Here is a 17,055-nt window from a genome sequence, read left to right on the forward strand (position 1 = left end):
TACAAGAAATTTTTCACTCCATAAAAGTAAAAAATCCAAAATTATATGGGCGCATCGAAACCAACTCTTTTCCAAATCAAAAAAGCCAAACGACCAGGCTCTTCGCTCCAATCTTTCGTTTTACGAAAGGATTTCCGCTGCGATCCTTTGCGCTAGAACCTAATCTACATATAACCGCAGATTATTTCAAACCAGTATAATGGGAAAAGGTACGCCGGCGTACTTTTCAAAAATAATCCAAATTTCGGAATTTTCATTGCACAAAGAAGAAGCTATCACAATCTAATTTTGCAATGAAGATCATCACAGTTGCCAACATCAAAGGCGGGACTTCAAAATCCACAACAGCCATCCATTTAGCCTTAGCTCTCTCCAAAAGAGGAAAAACTTTAGCAATCGATATGGATCCACAAGCCGACTTATCTGATTTCTTTTTCCCAGAAGAACCAGTTGAATTTTTTGATTCGGGAAACACCCTCACTGTTCTGAACGCAGAAACAACACTCAGCGAATCCGTCAAACCTTCAAATGACATCGATGTTTTACCATCCATCATCGAACTTTCGGATCTAAGTTATCTTGCTTCCAAAGATTTTTCAATGATTCCTCGTTTAAAAAATATTCTACTCAAAACAAAATACGATTACGTTGTCATAGACACTCCGGGCTCTGGTTCATCAGAAAACATAGCATCCTATCTTCCCGCTTCCATTATTCTGGTACCTGTTACACCTTCCAAATGGGCAGTGAGAACAGTGGCTCAGGTCCTAAAAAAAGTAGATGAGGCAGAAAGGTTTGATGAACAATCAAAGAAAAAATCCGTTTTGATCCTTCCCTCTCAATGGGGAACTTCACAAAAACAAATGGATCTACTCGAAAAATTAAACACGATCAAAACATTAAAAATTTTAGAACCTATCCCAAAAAATGACAGTATCCGGGACCGTACTGAAACTGGAAAACCTCTACAAGAAGGAAGCGCCCCCTGGAAAGCTTTCGAAACCTTAGCGGAGAAATTAAAATAAGGTACGCCGGCGTACCTAAAAATTATTATGAAAAACAAAGCCAACTACAACCCAGCCGACATCCTTTCTAGGGCTACCTCGAGGACTTCCTCTTTAAATCCATTCCTGAAAGAAGAAAATTCAGAATCTCACAACGCAACAGACATCCCTATCGATCAAGTTTCAACAGAAAACAATCCAAGAAAAACTTTTAACGAATCTACAATCCGAGAACTTGCAGAATCAATTTCTCAATATGGACTTTTACAACCTATTGTTGTGAGGAAAAAAGCAGGTAAATATGAACTCATAAATGGGGAAAGAAGGTTTCGGGCTCATAAACTTCTAAAAAAGAAAACCATTTTAGCAATCATCAAAAACGTAGAACAAATTGATATTTCCAAATTACCCGAAATAAAATTAGTTGAAAACTTACAAAGAGAAGACCTATCCGAATCTGACCTTGCTCTTTCCCTTCAAGAATTAAAAAACAGACACAAAGAAACCAACGAACAGTTAGCAAAACGTATCAATAAATCTGCCCAATGGGTTAAAACTAAAATTGCACATGCAGAAATCTTAAAAGAATCAACATCATCTTCCCCTGCAGACAAAAACCATCCCATCTTTCAAATCCCCACAAGTTTGTTTACAGAAATTGCTCCCCTCGATGTTTCTAACAGAAAAAAGGCAATCGACTATCTTATCAAAGGGTTGGAAAAAAAAGGTGACTTCCCTTCCCGGAATGACCTACGTGAATTTGTTCGTCCCCTAAAACCAAACAAACCGAAGCCATCCAAACCAAAACTCGGGAACCTGGAACTGAAAGACCTAAAAAATAAACTGATTAAAATTAAAGAAAAAATATCCCAACTCCAAAATGAAAAAATGATCCTCGAGGAAACCATCAGAAAGTATAAAAAATAGATTCCTAGTCCCTAAGGATTTGGTAAGTTCGTTGTATTATTTTTTTCTATTCTAAATAGAAAAAAACTTGTACTCCTTTCCAATACAAACTAGATTGTATTTAAATCCTTAACCGGGTTGAACAATAAAAGCCCTGGGAAGTGTGGTAGCGACCCGGGGCCATTTTCACCTCATCCGACCATCACCCTCAAAAACCTCCTTTCTTACTAATGAGACAGGCACCGAATTATGTCACATTTTTCACTTGACGAAATTTTTGAATTTGTACATATAGGGAACGTTCGGGTCACACAACCGGACACGGCTCTACCACAATGCCGTTATTGTTCAAACCGGAATTTCTAAAAAAGTTCCGACAGGACGTTCGTAAGAACTTCCAAATTTTTTCTTCTCTGATTGGACCGAAGGTTTGTTTCAAATTAAAACAAATTCCGTTCACTAGAGTAGGAGAGATATACCCAAAAGGTATATTGGCAAAAAACTTCCAAACGCTCGTAGCCGGAGATGTGTTCGTTTGGGAGAAGGAACCTAAAATGAAAACTAATCGAACAGGAATTTGGATTCCCGTTTGGATTGAGAATTTAAATTTATCTCATAGCCAGACAAAGTTATATGCTGAGATCGTATCTCTTCATGACAAAGGCGGATGTTTCGCATCCAATCGTTATTTCGGAGAAGTCCTTGGGCTCAAAATAGATACAGTATCTCGACTCATTACATCCTTAAAGAAGTTAGGACTTCTGGAACAAACAGGCTTTGACGGCAGAAGACGGTTTTTAAAACCACTTTTTGCAAAGCCAACCACAATAGAATTTGAATCCAAAGATAAACCCTCGGAAAAAAATCCAATACGGGAAACAAAGCCATTCGTAGAAAAACTCCAGGCCCGGACCTTTCAAAAATCCAATGCAGAATCGGAAAGTTTTGCCGTCTCTATATTTAGTACAATAGAGGTACAAAAAAAAGTACAGAAGAAAGGTTCTTGGGAAGAATTTAAAAGTTGGAGTGAAAGAACTTTATCAAAGTCTACTTCCTGCCAAATTGCAAATATCACTTCACCTGAATTTTTGCAAGGGGCATCCCTTTTGATTTGGAAAAATTGGATGGAAAAACAAAAATCTTTTCCAAACACCCAAATACAATATGCTTCAACATTTTAGATTTTAATTTTTCGGTGATTCTAATGGAAGTTTATCAACATATCAAAACAGGGAAATTTTATCTCAAGTTAGATGAGGTTAAAAATTGTACAAATGCAAATGACGGACAACAGATGGTGTTTTACTGTGAATATGGTAAGGAAAACCCTTTGAAATTTGTTAGAGATAAAAAAGAATTTTTAGAGAAGTTTAAAATTGTGGAACTTTAGTAGAGGGTATCATTCTAGATAGTAAATCTTAGGATGTCTTCTGCCATCTGCATTTTTGTTTTTTTAAGATTTTTACTTTCTGTATCGGGAAAGTCAGTTTCTAAACATAAATTGCTATACCCGTGCACAAGCGACCATGCCATGAGAGCAAAACTTCGGTGGTTCTCTTTTCTACGTTTTTCTTTTAAATAAAACCGGCAACCACGGACAAGGATTGCATAAGATTTTAATTTAGATTGTTTAAGAACCTTAGATTCGCTTGTTCTTTTGGTTTGAAACATAAGACGGTAATAATTTGGATTCTTGATTGCAAACTGAATGTAGACTAGACCTAATTTTACAAAATAATCATCAGGATTTCCTAAAACCTGTGGAACTTTCTTTTGTAAGGATCCAAGCCGATCAAATCCAATCGAAGATAAAATTTCTAAAACCTCATCTTTATGTTGGAAATGCCTGTAAACAGCAGCATGTGAAACCCCAGAAAGGGTGGCCACTTCACGAAGAGAAAAATCACTAACCCCTTTTTTTTGTAATAATTTATGGCAAGATTTAATGATAGAGTTTTTTAAATCACCATGGTGGTAAGAGGATCGTCTCACATTGTAATAATGAAAAATAAGTTACCATTGGCAACATTTTTATTGAAATAAACTCGGAGAATGTTACTTTTGGTAACATATGGAGGTTGTTTTATGCAAACACTTACAACCGAAGAAACCCAAAAAATCTTAGAAGAGATGACAGTCAATTTTAACCACGGGGGAAGAAAAATTACAGTTCCGCCTCCCATTTTTCTCGCAATGAAGGCAGAAATTCTTTCCTATACCAAAGGAAAAAGTATAACGGTTGCTTTCCCGGTCTCTGACGAACAAACCAATCCAATGGGGATGATGCAAGGTGGAGTCATCGCAGCAGCATTTGACAATGCTTTCGGGCCTCTTAGTTATTTGGTAGCAAAACGTCCGACGACAACGATTGATATGAATATTCAATACATTCGCGGGGTAGCTGTGAACCAACGAGTGATTGTAAAAGCAACAGTGGAAGCTAAGGGTTTTTCAACCATTCATATGATAGGGGAAATGCGCACAGAAAAAGATAAACTTTTAGCAACGGCAACGACGAATCTTTTGATTTTAAAAATCCCTGGAGGAGGGGAGTAGGGATTAATCTTTGTAATCGTACCTTTCTAAAACCATTTCAATGATCGTTGGTGTACAAGTTGTTGTATCATTGAAATGTTGGCTCATGATGACACCATGAAGAAATGTTTTAATAAGGATCATTTCCTTATCTGGTTCTTTGACCCCATAAGACCGAAAACGTTCCCGCATTGCCTCTTTGAACGGGGCAAATCGTCGTTCCACATTTTCTAACATCTTTTTCGAAAGTGAGACAGAACCAGGTTGGAAAAGACATACAGAAATCAAAACCATGGTTTTTCTTTCTTCTTTAGCAAATTGGATGGATCGGTTAAAAAATTCCCTAACATACTCTTTAGCAGAGAGGTTTGGGGGAATGTTACTGTAAAATTTTTCCTGTTTTGCTAGGTGGGAATCGATGATTTGTTCAAAAATTTGATTTTTGCTCTTAAAATAATTATAAGCAAGTCCCTTGGAAATTTTGGCATGATTTGCGATCATTTCCATGGTGGTTTGAGAGAACCCATGTTTTGCGAACAATACAATTGCCGAGGCAAGAATCCTTTCAATGGACTTCTCCCTTGCTTGTTGTTTTTTGTTCTCCGATTTCAGCGATGTCTTAATGGGCACTGACTTCACCGTTCTGGTTCTTTCGAATTGCGCAAACACTTTTTAATCCAAATTCGAAGAGAAAGCAGGTTTAGAATTCACTTGGAAGACTCGAGGCAATCCAGTTTCTGGTCTGTATGAGTTCATTTGCATCAGTAACAGTACTAAAATCTGCCAATATCTACTTCAATGGAAACGTTACCAGTCGGACGGTCCTATTTCCCAATGGGGAAAAGAAAACCTTGGGAATCATGATGCCGGGGGAATATGAATTTGGCACCGATCAAAAAGAAATTATGGAAATCCAATCAGGAAAACTTTCTGTATTATTGCCAGGATCCGAAACATGGCTCCAAATTGATGGTCAATCCGTATTTGAAGTCCCTGCTGGATCCAAGTTTAAGTTGAAAATTGAAACGGTAACAGACTATTGTTGCTCTTACGTTTGATCCACAATTTCTGCAGTTTCGGCATTACTTTTCACCGAGTTAATGCCGTTTTCACATGCTTGTTTTGAAGAATAACCTTCGCTAGATGCTATGATTTCCCCATTGGCAGCCTTCAGACGAAAACGGAATTCCCCTGCTTTATCTTTGTAAATTTCAAATTTTGCTGACATAAACCTATCTCCTTACTTTGCCAAAAATATTATTGGATTAGGGATTTTTGCAATACGTTTTCTTTTTATACTCGATTTTGAATTCCAGGAGATTCCATACTTTCAAACAGTGTCATTAGAACCGTTCCATTCCCATGATCCTTTCCCGCAGAATTAATTTATTTCTAACGATTTTCATTTTTATTTCCTGCGGAAATAAATTCCCGGAACGTCCTCCCATCCAATTTTCCTTCGAATCCAAAGCAACCGAACAGATTCTTGCGGGTGAAGTTCTTTGGTCCAAAGTTCACGAAATGAAATACCATTTTGGGTATTGGAAACCTTTCGTTTGGGTAAAATTTGATTTAGTCAATCCAGAAGAAAGAATGAATGACTATGTCCTTGAATTAGAATCTCCTTGGGTGGATTCGGTTACGTTGGTTTGGAAAGAAAATGGAGTTGTGGTAACAAAACAATTTGATGGTTCTGCAACATTTGCTTCAAGAGAATTACAACACAGAAATCCAACGTATCAAGTGAGACTTGGTCCTTTGGAAACGAGAACAATTTATGCAAATATAAAAAACTCGGGGATACTCAATGCACCGTTTCGTATATGGAAGATAAATTCTTTTTTTGATCGGATCGAAAGGGATTATGTGGCCAACGGAGTATATTTTGGGATTATTTTTGCACTACTATTATATAATCTATTAATCTATGTTAGCGTAAGGGAAAGGGCATACATTTATTATTGTTTGTACCTGGCAACATTAGGGGTTAATTATTCTTTGCTCGGCGGATTTTTTAAACAACTTTTGGTTCCTGAATTGGCTATGTCTATCAAGCCGTATCTATATATTTCCGTGAATGCTTCATTAACTTTTGTCGGTTTGTTTTCTCTCTCTTTTTTGAATCTAAAAAAAATCAACCCTTGGTTGGATCGGCTCATTCGATTGAGTGTAGTAGCTTTTGCTTGTATGTCGCTATTTTCTATTTTTCTTCCACACAATTGGATGGAAGTTTCATTTATTTATACTTTTCCTTATATGTTTTTGGTCCTTATGTCCGCTGGGGCTTATTCCTACTTAAAAGGAGTTAAGTCTTCTTCATTTTTTCTTTTGGCTTGGTTTACTTTGTTTATTGGTGTGATTGTTGATTCTTTAACAAAAGCTTCGCTCATACCCTTTTCTACATTTGGTCGTTACGGAGTACAAATTGGAACTGCATTCGAAGTCATTCTGTTTTCGCTGGCATTAGGTCGGCGATTGCGGTTTTTGTTAGAAGAAAACCTGATTGCAAAGAATGAGTTAACAACGATTAAAAAAGATTTAGAAACAGCGCGAAAAATCCAGATGCGTATTTTGCCTGATAAATTGCCAGAGAGCGAAAAGTTGTCGATGGTAGTTTCTTATTTTCCTTTGTACGATGTGGGTGGTGATTTTTATGATTTTTTTGAATTCAATGATGGGTTTGGATTAGTTATTGCTGATGTAACTGGTCATGGCGTGAGTGCGGCTTTAGATTCCTCTACTGTAAAGATTGCGTTTCGAAATGCGAAAGAATATAATAAATCTCCAAAAGATTTGATAGGTGCGATGAATCGTTTTTTGTGTACAAGCCTTCATGCACGTTTTGTCAGTGCTGCTTATCTTTATATTGACTACAAGAAAATGAAAATAAATTTCAGTTCCGCGGGGAACCCGCCTTTTGTGATCATCCGGGATAGAGAAATAGAATCTTTCGAATGCCCGGGCCTTTTGCTTGGTGTTCGCAGCGATTTTATTTATGAAGAACGAGAAATTGATCTGAAAGAAGGAGATCGCATTTTGGTTTTTACGGACGGATTGTACGAAAATTTAAAACCAGATGAAGAACCTGAAACTATTTTGTTTCCAGAAATATTGCCGATTGTTGGTGAAACACAAGAATTGTTTCACCAGATTCTATTGAATCAGCTCTCGCGGATGAGACGGATTTCCCGAGATGACATCACACTAATTTCTCTCGATATTAACCGCAGTTAAAAAATTTCAGAATTAATAAGGTTTCTTTTATTTAAATAATTCTTGCATAAATTGTGTTTTGGAATGCAATTACCTGCTAACAAATGTCCGCTATAGTTTTAAATTTCAGTACATTGAAGAATAATCGTTTTTATATTTTGGTATTATTTTTTTGTATTTTACCACTTGTACTAGTTGGTACATTCCCTGAGTACTTTTATCGAGAGTTTGAGATTGGTTATTTTTTGGTATTTCATAATGTTACGGAAATTTTTAGTGTAATCGTTTCCTTTTCTATTTTTGGTTTAGGTTACTATTCGTTTTCACAAAGCCGGAATTCGCATACTTTGTTTCTTGGGGTAGGTTTCCTTGCCGTTGGTCTCATCGATTTTATGCATACTTTGGGTTATAAGGGAATGCCGGATTTTGTAACTCCAAACTCAGGTAATAAATCGTCTCAGTTTTGGATTTTTTCGAGATTCATAACCTCTCTTGTTTTGTTTTCTGCAATTTACATTCAGCCAAACACAAAATATAAATTTGTAAAAGAAAGGTTTTTACTTCTGTTTACCTTTCTGGTTGTCGGAGTTATTTTTCTATTGGTAATCTTTTTGAATGAATGGATACCGGACACTTATGTACAAGGAAAGGGATTAACCCCATTTAAGAAAAATGCAGAGTTTGTGATCATCGCAATATTATTTTTTGCACTTCTTTTGTATCGTAAGGCAAGTTTTTATACTTCCAGAAGGCAGATTCAATATTATTTGTCAGCTTTTGTTGTTTGTATTTTCAGCGAAATGGTTTTTGCAGTCTATACTAGCGTGTACGACGTTTATAACGTTATCGGACATCTTTATAAAATTGGTGCTTTTTACCTGATCTACAAAGCTGTATTTATTGCTGCTATTAATGATCCATATGAGCAGTTGATTCAATCCAATCGCCTTCTTTCAGATGAAATAGAAGAAAATAAAGTTTATGCGGAAATGATTAAAAAGTCTTTGCGTGAAAAAGAGAATTTGATCGCAGAAATTTTTCACAGAACAAAAAATTCAATCCAATTAGTTCGTTCGATTTTAATGATCCAAGCTTCTGATTTTCCTGACGATAAAAACATCCAAGCCATTGTTGAAAATACTTCGGTTAAAATACAGACAATGTCCTTGGTTCATGACCATTTATATGCGAACAAGGATTTAAGTGAGATTAAAGTTTCTGCTTATTTGGAATCTTTGGCTGATATGGTCAGACAAGCGTATCCACCTATTGGTAAAAAAATTAATATCAATTTTCAAATCGGGGAAGGTTCCTTACTTTTAGATACCGCAGTTCCGCTTGGTCTTATTTTTACTGAAATACTTTCTAATAGTTTTAAGTATGCTTTTAGGAATGTAACTGTTGGTGAAATCCTGATATCTTTTACTTTCAGAGAAAGTATTTGTTACTTTGATTATAAAGACAATGGTGTTGGTCTGCCAGAGGAGTTCGATTTATCAAATCAAAAAAAATTGGGATTAAGTTTGGCAAAGATCATTGCTGAAAAACAAATGGGAGGAACCTTGAGTATTGATGGTACCCAAGGGTTTCAGTTAAAACTCAGTTTCCCAAGTGATTTATATAAGAGAAGGGTTTAACTCCTCAGTAATTTTGTTAATGTAGCTTCTTGTTAACTGAAACCAGGTTTCTGATTGTGCGATTCCTGGTTTTCTTTTTCCGAACATTTGTAAAATTAAGTTTCCTTCGTTATCAAACAGTTCCACAGAAGTGACAAGACCATCTTTTGTAGGTTTATCAACAATCCAAACTGATTCCACCTGATCTGTTCTTAAATGTAAGTTGAATTCTGGATCAAGGACATTGAACCATGGACCCATAGGTTCAAATTTTTGAATTTTTCCTGTATGGATTTGGATCATTCCGGGATTTCCGACGAAGATCATTATTTCCTGATCCAATTTGTTTGTTTTTTCCATAAGGTTTAGAAAATCGTTTGTTGAGATGGGAAAGGAAAACTTGCCGCTTGCAGCTTTTAATGAAAATTCTCGTGAGTAACTAAACTTTCTAATCAAAGAAAAAAAATCGTGAGTGTCTTCTAATTGACTCCATGCATTGAGAAACGCGGGAATTTCTTTTGGATCGTTTGTTTCCGTTTTGATTATTGTTTCAGCGGAAGGTTTAGCGAAGGTTTGGGTTTCATCGATGAACTGGGCTTTGGTAAGTTCCCAACCATTTAATTCGGACTTTTCTGTCTGATAAATTTTATGTACTGCTTCCCCTCTGGAATCAAAAAATTGAAAACTACACATCATATGGTTTTCTCTTGGTTCTTCCACGTAAAATCCATACTTCCAGTCTTTTAAAAAGATTCGTAAATCGATATCTTCTCCTACTACGAGAGCAGTTTGGCCATTGACAGATACGTTTTTGTAAATACCTTTTCTTTCGTGCACACACGACTCGTTTCTTGTGAGTGCCATGACATAACCAAGATTAGTGGAGTTAAGTAAAAAACTAGACCAATCCGGCTTCAGCAATTTGACTGATGGACCAAGTTTTGTCGCAAGAAGTTCCGCTTCGCTAACTTTCAGATGTTTGGCGGCTTCTCGAATTCTGAGTTTGGGCATTTCTTTAACAAGATTTTCCCATTGTAGTTTTAAATTTTCATTCATATAGTTTCTCCTATGATTTCTGGTAATATAAAATTTCCTTCTGGCGCATTTAAAATTTTGACTTTTATTCCGAATGCAGTTTCTAGATTTGCAACTGTCAATACTTCCTTTGGTTTTCCCGATTTGATGATTTTCCCTTTGTGGAGTATGGTGATCGTATCTGCGTAAAGTGCTGCTAAGTTTAAGTCATGTAAAATCATGAAGATCGCATAACCTTGATTTGCCATATGCCGAAATACGTTTAAGGTTTTGTATTGGTTTGGGATGTCCAAAGCAGATACTGGTTCATCGAGAAAAATATAACGAGGCGGAGTTTCCCAAGTTTGTGCTAAGATTCTGCCGAAGTTGATTTTTTGTCTTTCGCCACCCGATAGAGTAGAGTATATCTGATCTTTTTGTTCTAAAGAGTTTGTGATTTTTAAACAACTTTGGACAATTTCGGTATCTCTTTTTGTGTCTTTTTTATGTGGGTGTCTCCCGAGCCGTATCACTTCCTCTGAGCTTATAGGAAAAGTAATTACAGTTTCTTGGCTTAAGACTGCTCTTTTTTTTGCTAGTTCGTTATTTGGATAATCTTTTAGGTCAATACCATCCAAATATACATTTCCCTGTTTCGGGGATAAGTCGCCGCATAACATATGGAAGAGAGTGGATTTTCCGGCACCATTCCTTCCGATCAAAACATGAAGTTCTCCTGGTAGAATTTCTAATTCTATTTTTGAAAGAATCTGCTTAGAGCCGATAAAATAATCTACGTCAATTGATTGAATTGTCATATATGAGGCATCCTTTTTCGAATCAAACTCAGGAAAAATGGGGAACCAAGTAGAGCCGTTGCAATTCCCACTGGTACTTCGGCAGGTGCAATGATGACTCTACAGATTCCATCAGCAAAACATAACAATCCTCCACCTAATACATAAGATGTGAATAAAAGATATTTGTAGTTTTGTCCTATAGCTAAACGAACTATGTGAGGAACAGCCAACCCAACAAATCCGATATTACCTACTAAGGAAATACAGACTCCTGTACTGATGCCAATGAAAAGGATGATTAGAGTTTTTAAAAACTCTGTGGCGATCCCTAGATGAGTTGCTTCGCGTTCTCCAAGTATAAATACGTTTAGTTGTTTTGCAATCAGCGGACTTATAAAGATTGGAAATATTAAAAAGGGAGAAAATGATTTTAAGTTGGACCAAGAAGCTCCACCTAAACTTCCCATATTCCAAAGAGAAAGATTTCTAAGTTGTGCTTCGTTCGCTATGTAACTTAAAATTCCAATTGCTGAATAACAAATTGCATTAACTGCAATTCCTGATAATACTAGGGAAAAAACATCTGTTCTGCCTTTTGATTTTGCAAAGAAAAAAATTAGAAACGATGAAAGGATACCTCCTAAAAAAGAAAATAGAACTACACTCCATACCGAATGTAAAAATGGGAAGGATGACCCAATTACTATTGCAATTGCTGCAAACAAAGAACATCCTGCGGTAATTCCGATTAGACCGGGGTCTACAATTGGATTACGAAAAAGTCCTTGTGCTAAAGAACCAGACCATGCTAATGATCCTCCGACCATAAGGCCAAGAAGAATCCTAGGAATTCTTAACTCAAAGAATACTCGTGATTCCAAACTATCTTTCTTGAAGAGATCTTCCCAACTGATCTCCATAGCTCCGAACAAGGAAGAGGATACAGCAGATAGAATCGTAAAAAGAATACAACCTACGATGAAGAAAACTTTTTTCTTCATTCCATGAGTTTCCATTTGTCGTTAAGTGTTTTTAATGCATAAGGTAATCTTGGTCCAAAACCTAAAAGGAGGAGGTCATCTAAAATGATAAGATTTTTTTCTTTTCCTGCTTTTGTGAGTTCCATTCCGTTAATTTCCCAGATTACTTTTTCACCGCCGAAACCTAAGGCAGATTTTTCTGGCATTAGAATGATATCGGGATTTGCTTTCACGAGCGCTTCACTTGTAAGTGGTTTGTATTCCGAAAATTCATTGATGGCGTTTTTTGCTCCTGAGAGATTGATCATCGCATGAGCTGCAGTATTTGTTCCTGAAATAAAAACAGAACTTGGGTTTCTAGAGTAAATAAATAGAACTCTAATATTAGTTTTTTTAATATTTAGTTTCTGGATTTGATTTTTAATAGAATTTGCTAAAATCTTTGCTTCTTTGTTTTTGTTAAAAATTTTCCCGATTTCTAACACACGATCGGCGGGTGTATCAAGATTAAATTCATCCGAAAAAAGTTGGATAGGGACACCAGCATCTTTTAAATTTTGAATCGTAGCCGGAGGTCCCGCTGATTCCAAACCTATGATTTGTGAAGGTTTCAAATTTAAGATTCCTTCTGTCGTTAGCGTCCTTTGGTAACCAACATTGGGAAGGTATGTAGCTTGTTTGGGATAATATGAAGTCGAATCTACAGCAACCAATTGGTCTTCTAATTTGAGGGCGTAGATAATTTCAGTCACTGTCCCATTGACAGAGATTATGCGATGGTTTGGTTTTGCAATGAGAGAGTAGGTGACTACCAAAAGAGATAGAACCAGGGATCCTTTTGTTGCTGTTGGTTTTATGAGTTTCATGTGCACAAGGATTAGGGTGGGAAATCCTTTTGTCAAGAATAAATGAGAATGAGACTCAATATAGTTATTGACGTGAAATGGGGTCCGTAGGAATTGAGAATTAGAATCAATTAGATTAGGAGAGCCCCTATGAACAAGCTCAACAAATTCGTAACTCTGGCCTTAGCCTTTTGTATGGCTTTGGTCTTCCTTTCCTGCGAGCAGGAAGACGGTAATGATAACAGCACTACCTTTCTCGGACTATTGACAGTTTCCCAAGTAATGGCAGATGCAACGAAACGATGCGAAACAGTGATCGATAGTTCCTATGTTTCCGGATCTTATTCTCCTCTTTGTACTCCAAGTGCTGGCCAAGGTCGGTTCTTTCGTATAGAAGGAATGAAGGCGTTAGGTGACAATGGATACTTCTATTTATTTCTTGGGTATTCTGCAGCACCAACAAGTGCAACTCCAGCAGCAACAGGGCAGTATTTGTTTGTCGCTGGTAAGTCTGTATCAAGTCCCAATCCCTATGTTTGGTTTCGAAATTTGGAATATGGAAATTATCAAGGTGGACAGGCGGCTAGTGGCGCAAATCCAACTAACTTTAGCTTAGCGACAGAGCAAGAACTTTGTGTTAGTTTTTCTGGCACATCTTCTGCACCCACAACATACCTTTGGGTAACTGGAGTAGGTGGGGCCAATTGTAAGGTTACTGGAACTTTACAAAAAGAAAATGCGATCGTTAATTATGCAGCATGGCCTACTCCAGGAAATGTGATACCGACTGGATCACAAGCATACTTTCGTTTTTCTAATCTTTCGTTGATAACGGGAACTAAAATTACCGTTTCTTCGGAAAGTGTTCTTTAACGAAAATATTAATTTGCCGAAGAATTATTATTTTTCGGCAACTACCCAAAAGCGAGTTAATATGAATTTATTACATTCTTTGAAACTAATTAGAATTTCTGAATACTTAGTTTTCACTATTTTTATAGTGAATTGTTCTATGAAACCAAAAGCAGACGATGGTTCTGCTGCCATTTTGTTCCTTCTTACAGGTGGAAATACAAATAATACGTCATGTAGTGTTCCGACAAACGCAGTAAGTACGACCGGATCTTATATTACGGTTGTGAATGCCTCTTCCGCATGTGCTTGGATTTACGTTAGCCTAAAATCTGATGGGGTACTTGTTGATTCATCTTCACAATGGGATGTAGCATTCAAAAGATATAATATTGCTTCTAATGGTGGAACAAGTGGTTCAGGGAATGGAGGAGTTTGTAATTCTGGATCAACAAATTTTGCAACAACCTTTAATGGCTCCGAATGTACAACTGTGGTCGACGTAAGGTTGTCTTCAGCTGGAGGTGGTCCTGTTTCTGCTTCATCCGAAAGTATCAACCCAGTGTTGGCTGCTCCACTAGATTTAAATCCTATGCCTGCGGGTTATGGCACTTGGTATACTTATGCAGATACAATTCTCACTGCTAAGACCAATGTTTATATTGTTACGGGGAGCGAAGGTTCTAAGTATGCATTACAAATGTTGGATTATTATAGTGCAGCAGGGACCTCTGGGTATCCCAAGTTTCGTTGGAAGAAGTTGTAAGATTATATTTTGGGCCAGTATTCGGAAATAGTAATGGATCTGATAATTTATAAACAAAAATCCAAAAGAAAATGGATGAGTAATTTGAGTTGGATTATTTTCTTTTTTATAATCATTCAGTTTAATTTATATTCTCAATCATTATCTCCCAAGGAAGAAAATACTAAGCAACCTAAACACGGCGAATCAGGGATCCAGCCTAATGAGGTGAATAGTGATAGATCAAATATGATCACTGTAACTGGTACCAGAAGAAAGAACTTATTAAAGGATTCAACGATCACAACAGAAGTGATTACAAGAAAAGATATTGATGCAATGGGAGCAAGAGACCTGTCGCAAACTTTGGGAAACGTTCCTGGGATTGAAGTGAGGCCAGCACAAACAGGCGAAAGAGGACAGACTGTTCGATTGCAAGGGCTTTCTGCTCAGAATGTTTTGATTTTGGTAGATGGGCAAAGAACCACTGGGAGGTTTAGCGGTTCCATTGATTTAACAAGGTTTAAAGCAGAAGATATTGAAAGAATTGAAATTGTGAAAGGGGCTTCGTCTGCCATTTATGGTTCTGATGCCATTGCTGGAGTGATTAATATCATCACCAAGGAGGCGCAAGATCCATTGTATGCTGAGTTTCGAACAATTGGTGGATCCGGAAGTGAAAAGTATTATGGCCCATATATGGAGTTTCGAAATTATGCATCCGTTGGTGCAAAAACAGAAAAACTTTCAACGCTGATTACGGTTGGTTGGCACAAAGGAGATGGATATGACCTGACTTCCGATGCAACACAAGGTCCGAGAAATGGTCGATATGCATCTCTTGCTCCTGGGTACAATCCTTATCCAGCAAGTACTTCTATAGTAAATTCATATTTATTAGCAACTAGAGCACCTAGTTATACGCCTCCTCTTGAATCAACTTCGGGGAGTGCATTCAATGATATGAATCTTTCAAATAAAACTGTCTACTACGCGACCAATAGCCTAACACTCACAAGTCAGTTTTATTATCGACATTTGGACCAATCGGCAGTAGATGCTTCTCCTCCACGAACTGTTTATGATCGTAGAAATAAAACCCATGACTTTATGGGTGCTTTTAATGCAGATTGGGTTGCAAACAACAAAATTAATATAAATTTTAATGCAAACTATTCACGATTTCAGGATCTATATACAACTGACCAAAGAAAAGCAGATGATCTGGATTCACAACAAAGAACAGACAATGCAGTTACCGAATTTCGATCAAGAGTGGACTATAAATTTTCTGAAAATCATGTTACTTCGGTAGGTGCTGAGAATTTACAAGATCAAATTTCATCGGCACGAATTGCTCCGGACTGTCGAAGGACATACCCTAATGTTTGTTATGAAGATTTTAATCCAGAGTTAACGAAAGGACAAACGATCAACGGAAATGCTTATCGTTTTCGAAATGCTTTTTATGTGCAAGATGAATGGAGGGTCTCGGATAAACCTAGAATTCAAATTGTTCCTGGAGTTCGTTATGATCATGATTCGATTTATGGTGGCGAATGGCTTCCTAAACTTGCTATTCGTTATGATTTAACGGACCAATTTCGTTTTAGAGCTGCTAACGGGCTTGGGTATAGAGCACCAAGTTTCCAAGATTTATATTTTAATTTTTTAAATCCTGGAGTAGGTTATCGAGTGGTTGGGAACTCCAATTTAAAACCAGAACTTTCGAGAAGTTATAATTTTGGTTGGGAGTGGGATATCACAAAAAGAATTTGGTATAGTTCAAATTTATTTCATAACAATGTTGACAATTTGATAGGATTTAGAACCAATCCGGTTAGAGATTCTTCCGGATTGATGGTTTACCAAACATCAAATTATCAAAAAGCAACAACACAAGGAATTGAATCTTCTATTAATATTAGAATTTCTGAAATTGTTTCTACTAGTGTTGGGTATACTTACACAAACACAAAAGATGAACTAACAAATCTTCCTCTGGAAGGAAGAGGCCCACACCGATGGAACTTCAGTCTTCGGTTAGATGAAAAATCAAGTGGATTGTCGTTGTCGGTATTTGCTGTTGTCTTCGGTAAACAACCGTACTATTGTGTAAAAAATCCATTTTGGTGTAATCCGGATTTTCCTCCAAACTTTGATGTGTTAGAGACTTTGCTAAGTAATCAGGCACAGACTAACATAACAAATTCGCTCAGTGCTCTTCCAGCAGGAGTTTCAGATTATTGTTCAGAACATAATATATCATATTGTACGACAAGTCCTACTTACGGATATCGCATGGTAAATCCTCATACGAATTTGAACTTACGTTTGTCGCAAAGATTTTTTGGACATTTTCAGTGGTTTGTGGGTGTGGATAACGCTTTGGATGTTTGGGATTTGCAATACAACCCACAAAGGCCACGTTTTTATTATTTTGGACTGGATGGCAAATTTGCATTTAGTGAAGTGAAAATGGCTCCTGTTGAACCTCAGGTAAATTAAAAAATTCTTTAAATCTTTTTCTGGTTTTTGGTAGAAT

General features: G+C 36.9%; 18 protein-coding genes. 11 read left to right on the forward strand and 7 right to left on the reverse strand.

Translation table 11 applies throughout. The annotated features are described in order from the left end of the window. Window positions 1-293: 293 nt before the first annotated feature. The 4 genes from CH364_RS18310 (at window position 294) to CH364_RS18330 (ending at window position 3,300) form a co-directional block, all read left to right on the forward strand. Window positions 294-1,025 (forward strand): ParA family protein, encoded by a 732-nt coding sequence (locus CH364_RS18310; protein ID WP_100745098.1) that lies wholly within the window; start codon window positions 294-296, stop codon window positions 1,023-1,025. Between the two features lie 27 nt (window positions 1,026-1,052). Continuing rightward, window positions 1,053-1,931 carry a ParB/RepB/Spo0J family partition protein gene (locus CH364_RS18315; RefSeq protein WP_100745099.1) on the forward strand — a complete coding sequence of 293 codons (879 nt, stop codon included), beginning with the start codon at window positions 1,053-1,055 and terminating at the stop codon, window positions 1,929-1,931. Between the two features lie 533 nt (window positions 1,932-2,464). Further along, a complete protein-coding gene (locus tag CH364_RS18325; protein ID WP_100745122.1) occupies window positions 2,465-3,091 on the forward strand; it encodes a helix-turn-helix domain-containing protein in 627 nt (208 codons plus the stop codon). 23 nt (window positions 3,092-3,114) lie between these two features. Beyond that, complete coding sequence (locus tag CH364_RS18330; RefSeq protein ID WP_100745123.1) at window positions 3,115-3,300, forward strand: hypothetical protein; 186 nt, start codon at window positions 3,115-3,117, stop codon at window positions 3,298-3,300. Window positions 3,301-3,314: 14 nt separating this feature from the next. Here the strand turns inward: CH364_RS18330 and CH364_RS18335 are convergent, their stop codons facing one another. Beyond that, complete coding sequence (locus CH364_RS18335; RefSeq protein WP_100745101.1) at window positions 3,315-3,902, reverse strand: TetR/AcrR family transcriptional regulator; 588 nt, start codon at window positions 3,900-3,902, stop codon at window positions 3,315-3,317. A gap of 93 nt (window positions 3,903-3,995) precedes the next feature. On the opposite strand from CH364_RS18335, the gene CH364_RS18340 reads away from it, so the two are divergent. Next, a complete protein-coding gene (locus CH364_RS18340) occupies window positions 3,996-4,466 on the forward strand; it encodes a PaaI family thioesterase (RefSeq protein WP_100745124.1) in 471 nt (156 codons plus the stop codon). A 3-nt stretch (window positions 4,467-4,469) separates the two neighbouring features. Here the strand turns inward: CH364_RS18340 and CH364_RS18345 are convergent, their stop codons facing one another. Next, the gene (locus tag CH364_RS18345; RefSeq protein ID WP_100745102.1) at window positions 4,470-5,075 is read right to left on the reverse strand and encodes a TetR/AcrR family transcriptional regulator; all 606 of its coding nucleotides are present in this window, start codon (window positions 5,073-5,075) and stop codon (window positions 4,470-4,472) included. A 116-nt stretch (window positions 5,076-5,191) separates the two neighbouring features. Here CH364_RS18345 and ppnP point away from each other — a divergent pair, with 116 nt between their 5' ends. After that, complete coding sequence (ppnP, locus tag CH364_RS18350; RefSeq protein WP_100745103.1) at window positions 5,192-5,503, forward strand: pyrimidine/purine nucleoside phosphorylase; 312 nt, start codon at window positions 5,192-5,194, stop codon at window positions 5,501-5,503. Here ppnP and CH364_RS18355 read toward each other — a convergent pair. Next, on the reverse strand, window positions 5,494-5,673 hold the full coding sequence (locus CH364_RS18355) for a YegP family protein (protein ID WP_100745104.1): 180 nt from the start codon (window positions 5,671-5,673) through the stop codon (window positions 5,494-5,496). The two genes, ppnP and CH364_RS18355, sit on opposite strands and share 10 nt — an antisense overlap. Before the next feature lie 134 nt (window positions 5,674-5,807). Between CH364_RS18355 and CH364_RS18360 the strand changes: the two genes are divergently transcribed. Further along, window positions 5,808-7,679 (forward strand): 7TM diverse intracellular signaling domain-containing protein, encoded by a 1,872-nt coding sequence (locus tag CH364_RS18360; RefSeq protein ID WP_100745105.1) that lies wholly within the window; start codon window positions 5,808-5,810, stop codon window positions 7,677-7,679. Between the two features lie 113 nt (window positions 7,680-7,792). After that, window positions 7,793-9,295: an MASE3 domain-containing protein gene (locus CH364_RS18365; RefSeq protein WP_243401448.1), complete on the forward strand. Its 1,503-nt coding sequence runs from the start codon at window positions 7,793-7,795 to the stop codon at window positions 9,293-9,295. Here the strand turns inward: CH364_RS18365 and CH364_RS18370 are convergent. Genes CH364_RS18370 through CH364_RS18385 form a run of 4 tightly spaced genes read right to left on the reverse strand, consistent with a single transcriptional unit; the run spans window position 9,275 to window position 12,934 of the window. Next, window positions 9,275-10,330, reverse strand: coding sequence for a hemin-degrading factor (locus tag CH364_RS18370; RefSeq protein WP_100745107.1), 1,056 nt, complete (start codon window positions 10,328-10,330; stop codon window positions 9,275-9,277). The genes CH364_RS18365 and CH364_RS18370 overlap by 21 nt on opposite strands. After that, window positions 10,327-11,106, reverse strand: a complete 780-nt coding sequence (locus CH364_RS18375; RefSeq protein WP_100745108.1) for a heme ABC transporter ATP-binding protein — start codon at window positions 11,104-11,106, stop codon at window positions 10,327-10,329. The genes CH364_RS18370 and CH364_RS18375 overlap by 4 nt, the downstream gene beginning before the upstream one ends. Further along, window positions 11,103-12,089, reverse strand: a complete 987-nt coding sequence (locus tag CH364_RS18380; protein ID WP_100745109.1) for a FecCD family ABC transporter permease — start codon at window positions 12,087-12,089, stop codon at window positions 11,103-11,105. Before CH364_RS18380 ends, CH364_RS18375 begins: the two co-directional genes overlap by 4 nt. After that, window positions 12,086-12,934 carry a heme/hemin ABC transporter substrate-binding protein gene (locus CH364_RS18385; protein WP_100745110.1) on the reverse strand — a complete coding sequence of 283 codons (849 nt, stop codon included), beginning with the start codon at window positions 12,932-12,934 and terminating at the stop codon, window positions 12,086-12,088. The genes CH364_RS18380 and CH364_RS18385 overlap by 4 nt, the downstream gene beginning before the upstream one ends. A gap of 129 nt (window positions 12,935-13,063) precedes the next feature. On the opposite strand from CH364_RS18385, the gene CH364_RS18390 reads away from it, so the two are divergent. The 3 genes from CH364_RS18390 (at window position 13,064) to CH364_RS18400 (ending at window position 17,018) form a co-directional block, all read left to right on the forward strand. After that, window positions 13,064-13,786 carry a hypothetical protein gene (locus CH364_RS18390; RefSeq protein WP_100745111.1) on the forward strand — a complete coding sequence of 241 codons (723 nt, stop codon included), beginning with the start codon at window positions 13,064-13,066 and terminating at the stop codon, window positions 13,784-13,786. A 139-nt stretch (window positions 13,787-13,925) separates the two neighbouring features. Then, the gene (locus CH364_RS18395; RefSeq protein ID WP_243401449.1) at window positions 13,926-14,531 is read left to right on the forward strand and encodes an HmuY family protein; all 606 of its coding nucleotides are present in this window, start codon (window positions 13,926-13,928) and stop codon (window positions 14,529-14,531) included. A gap of 33 nt (window positions 14,532-14,564) precedes the next feature. Next, window positions 14,565-17,018 carry a TonB-dependent receptor plug domain-containing protein gene (locus tag CH364_RS18400; RefSeq protein WP_476737695.1) on the forward strand — a complete coding sequence of 818 codons (2,454 nt, stop codon included), beginning with the start codon at window positions 14,565-14,567 and terminating at the stop codon, window positions 17,016-17,018. Window positions 17,019-17,055 lie beyond the last annotated feature (37 nt).

Origin of the sequence: Leptospira harrisiae, assembly GCF_002811945.1 — a bacterium.
Classification (GTDB): domain Bacteria; phylum Spirochaetota; class Leptospiria; order Leptospirales; family Leptospiraceae; genus Leptospira_A; species Leptospira_A harrisiae.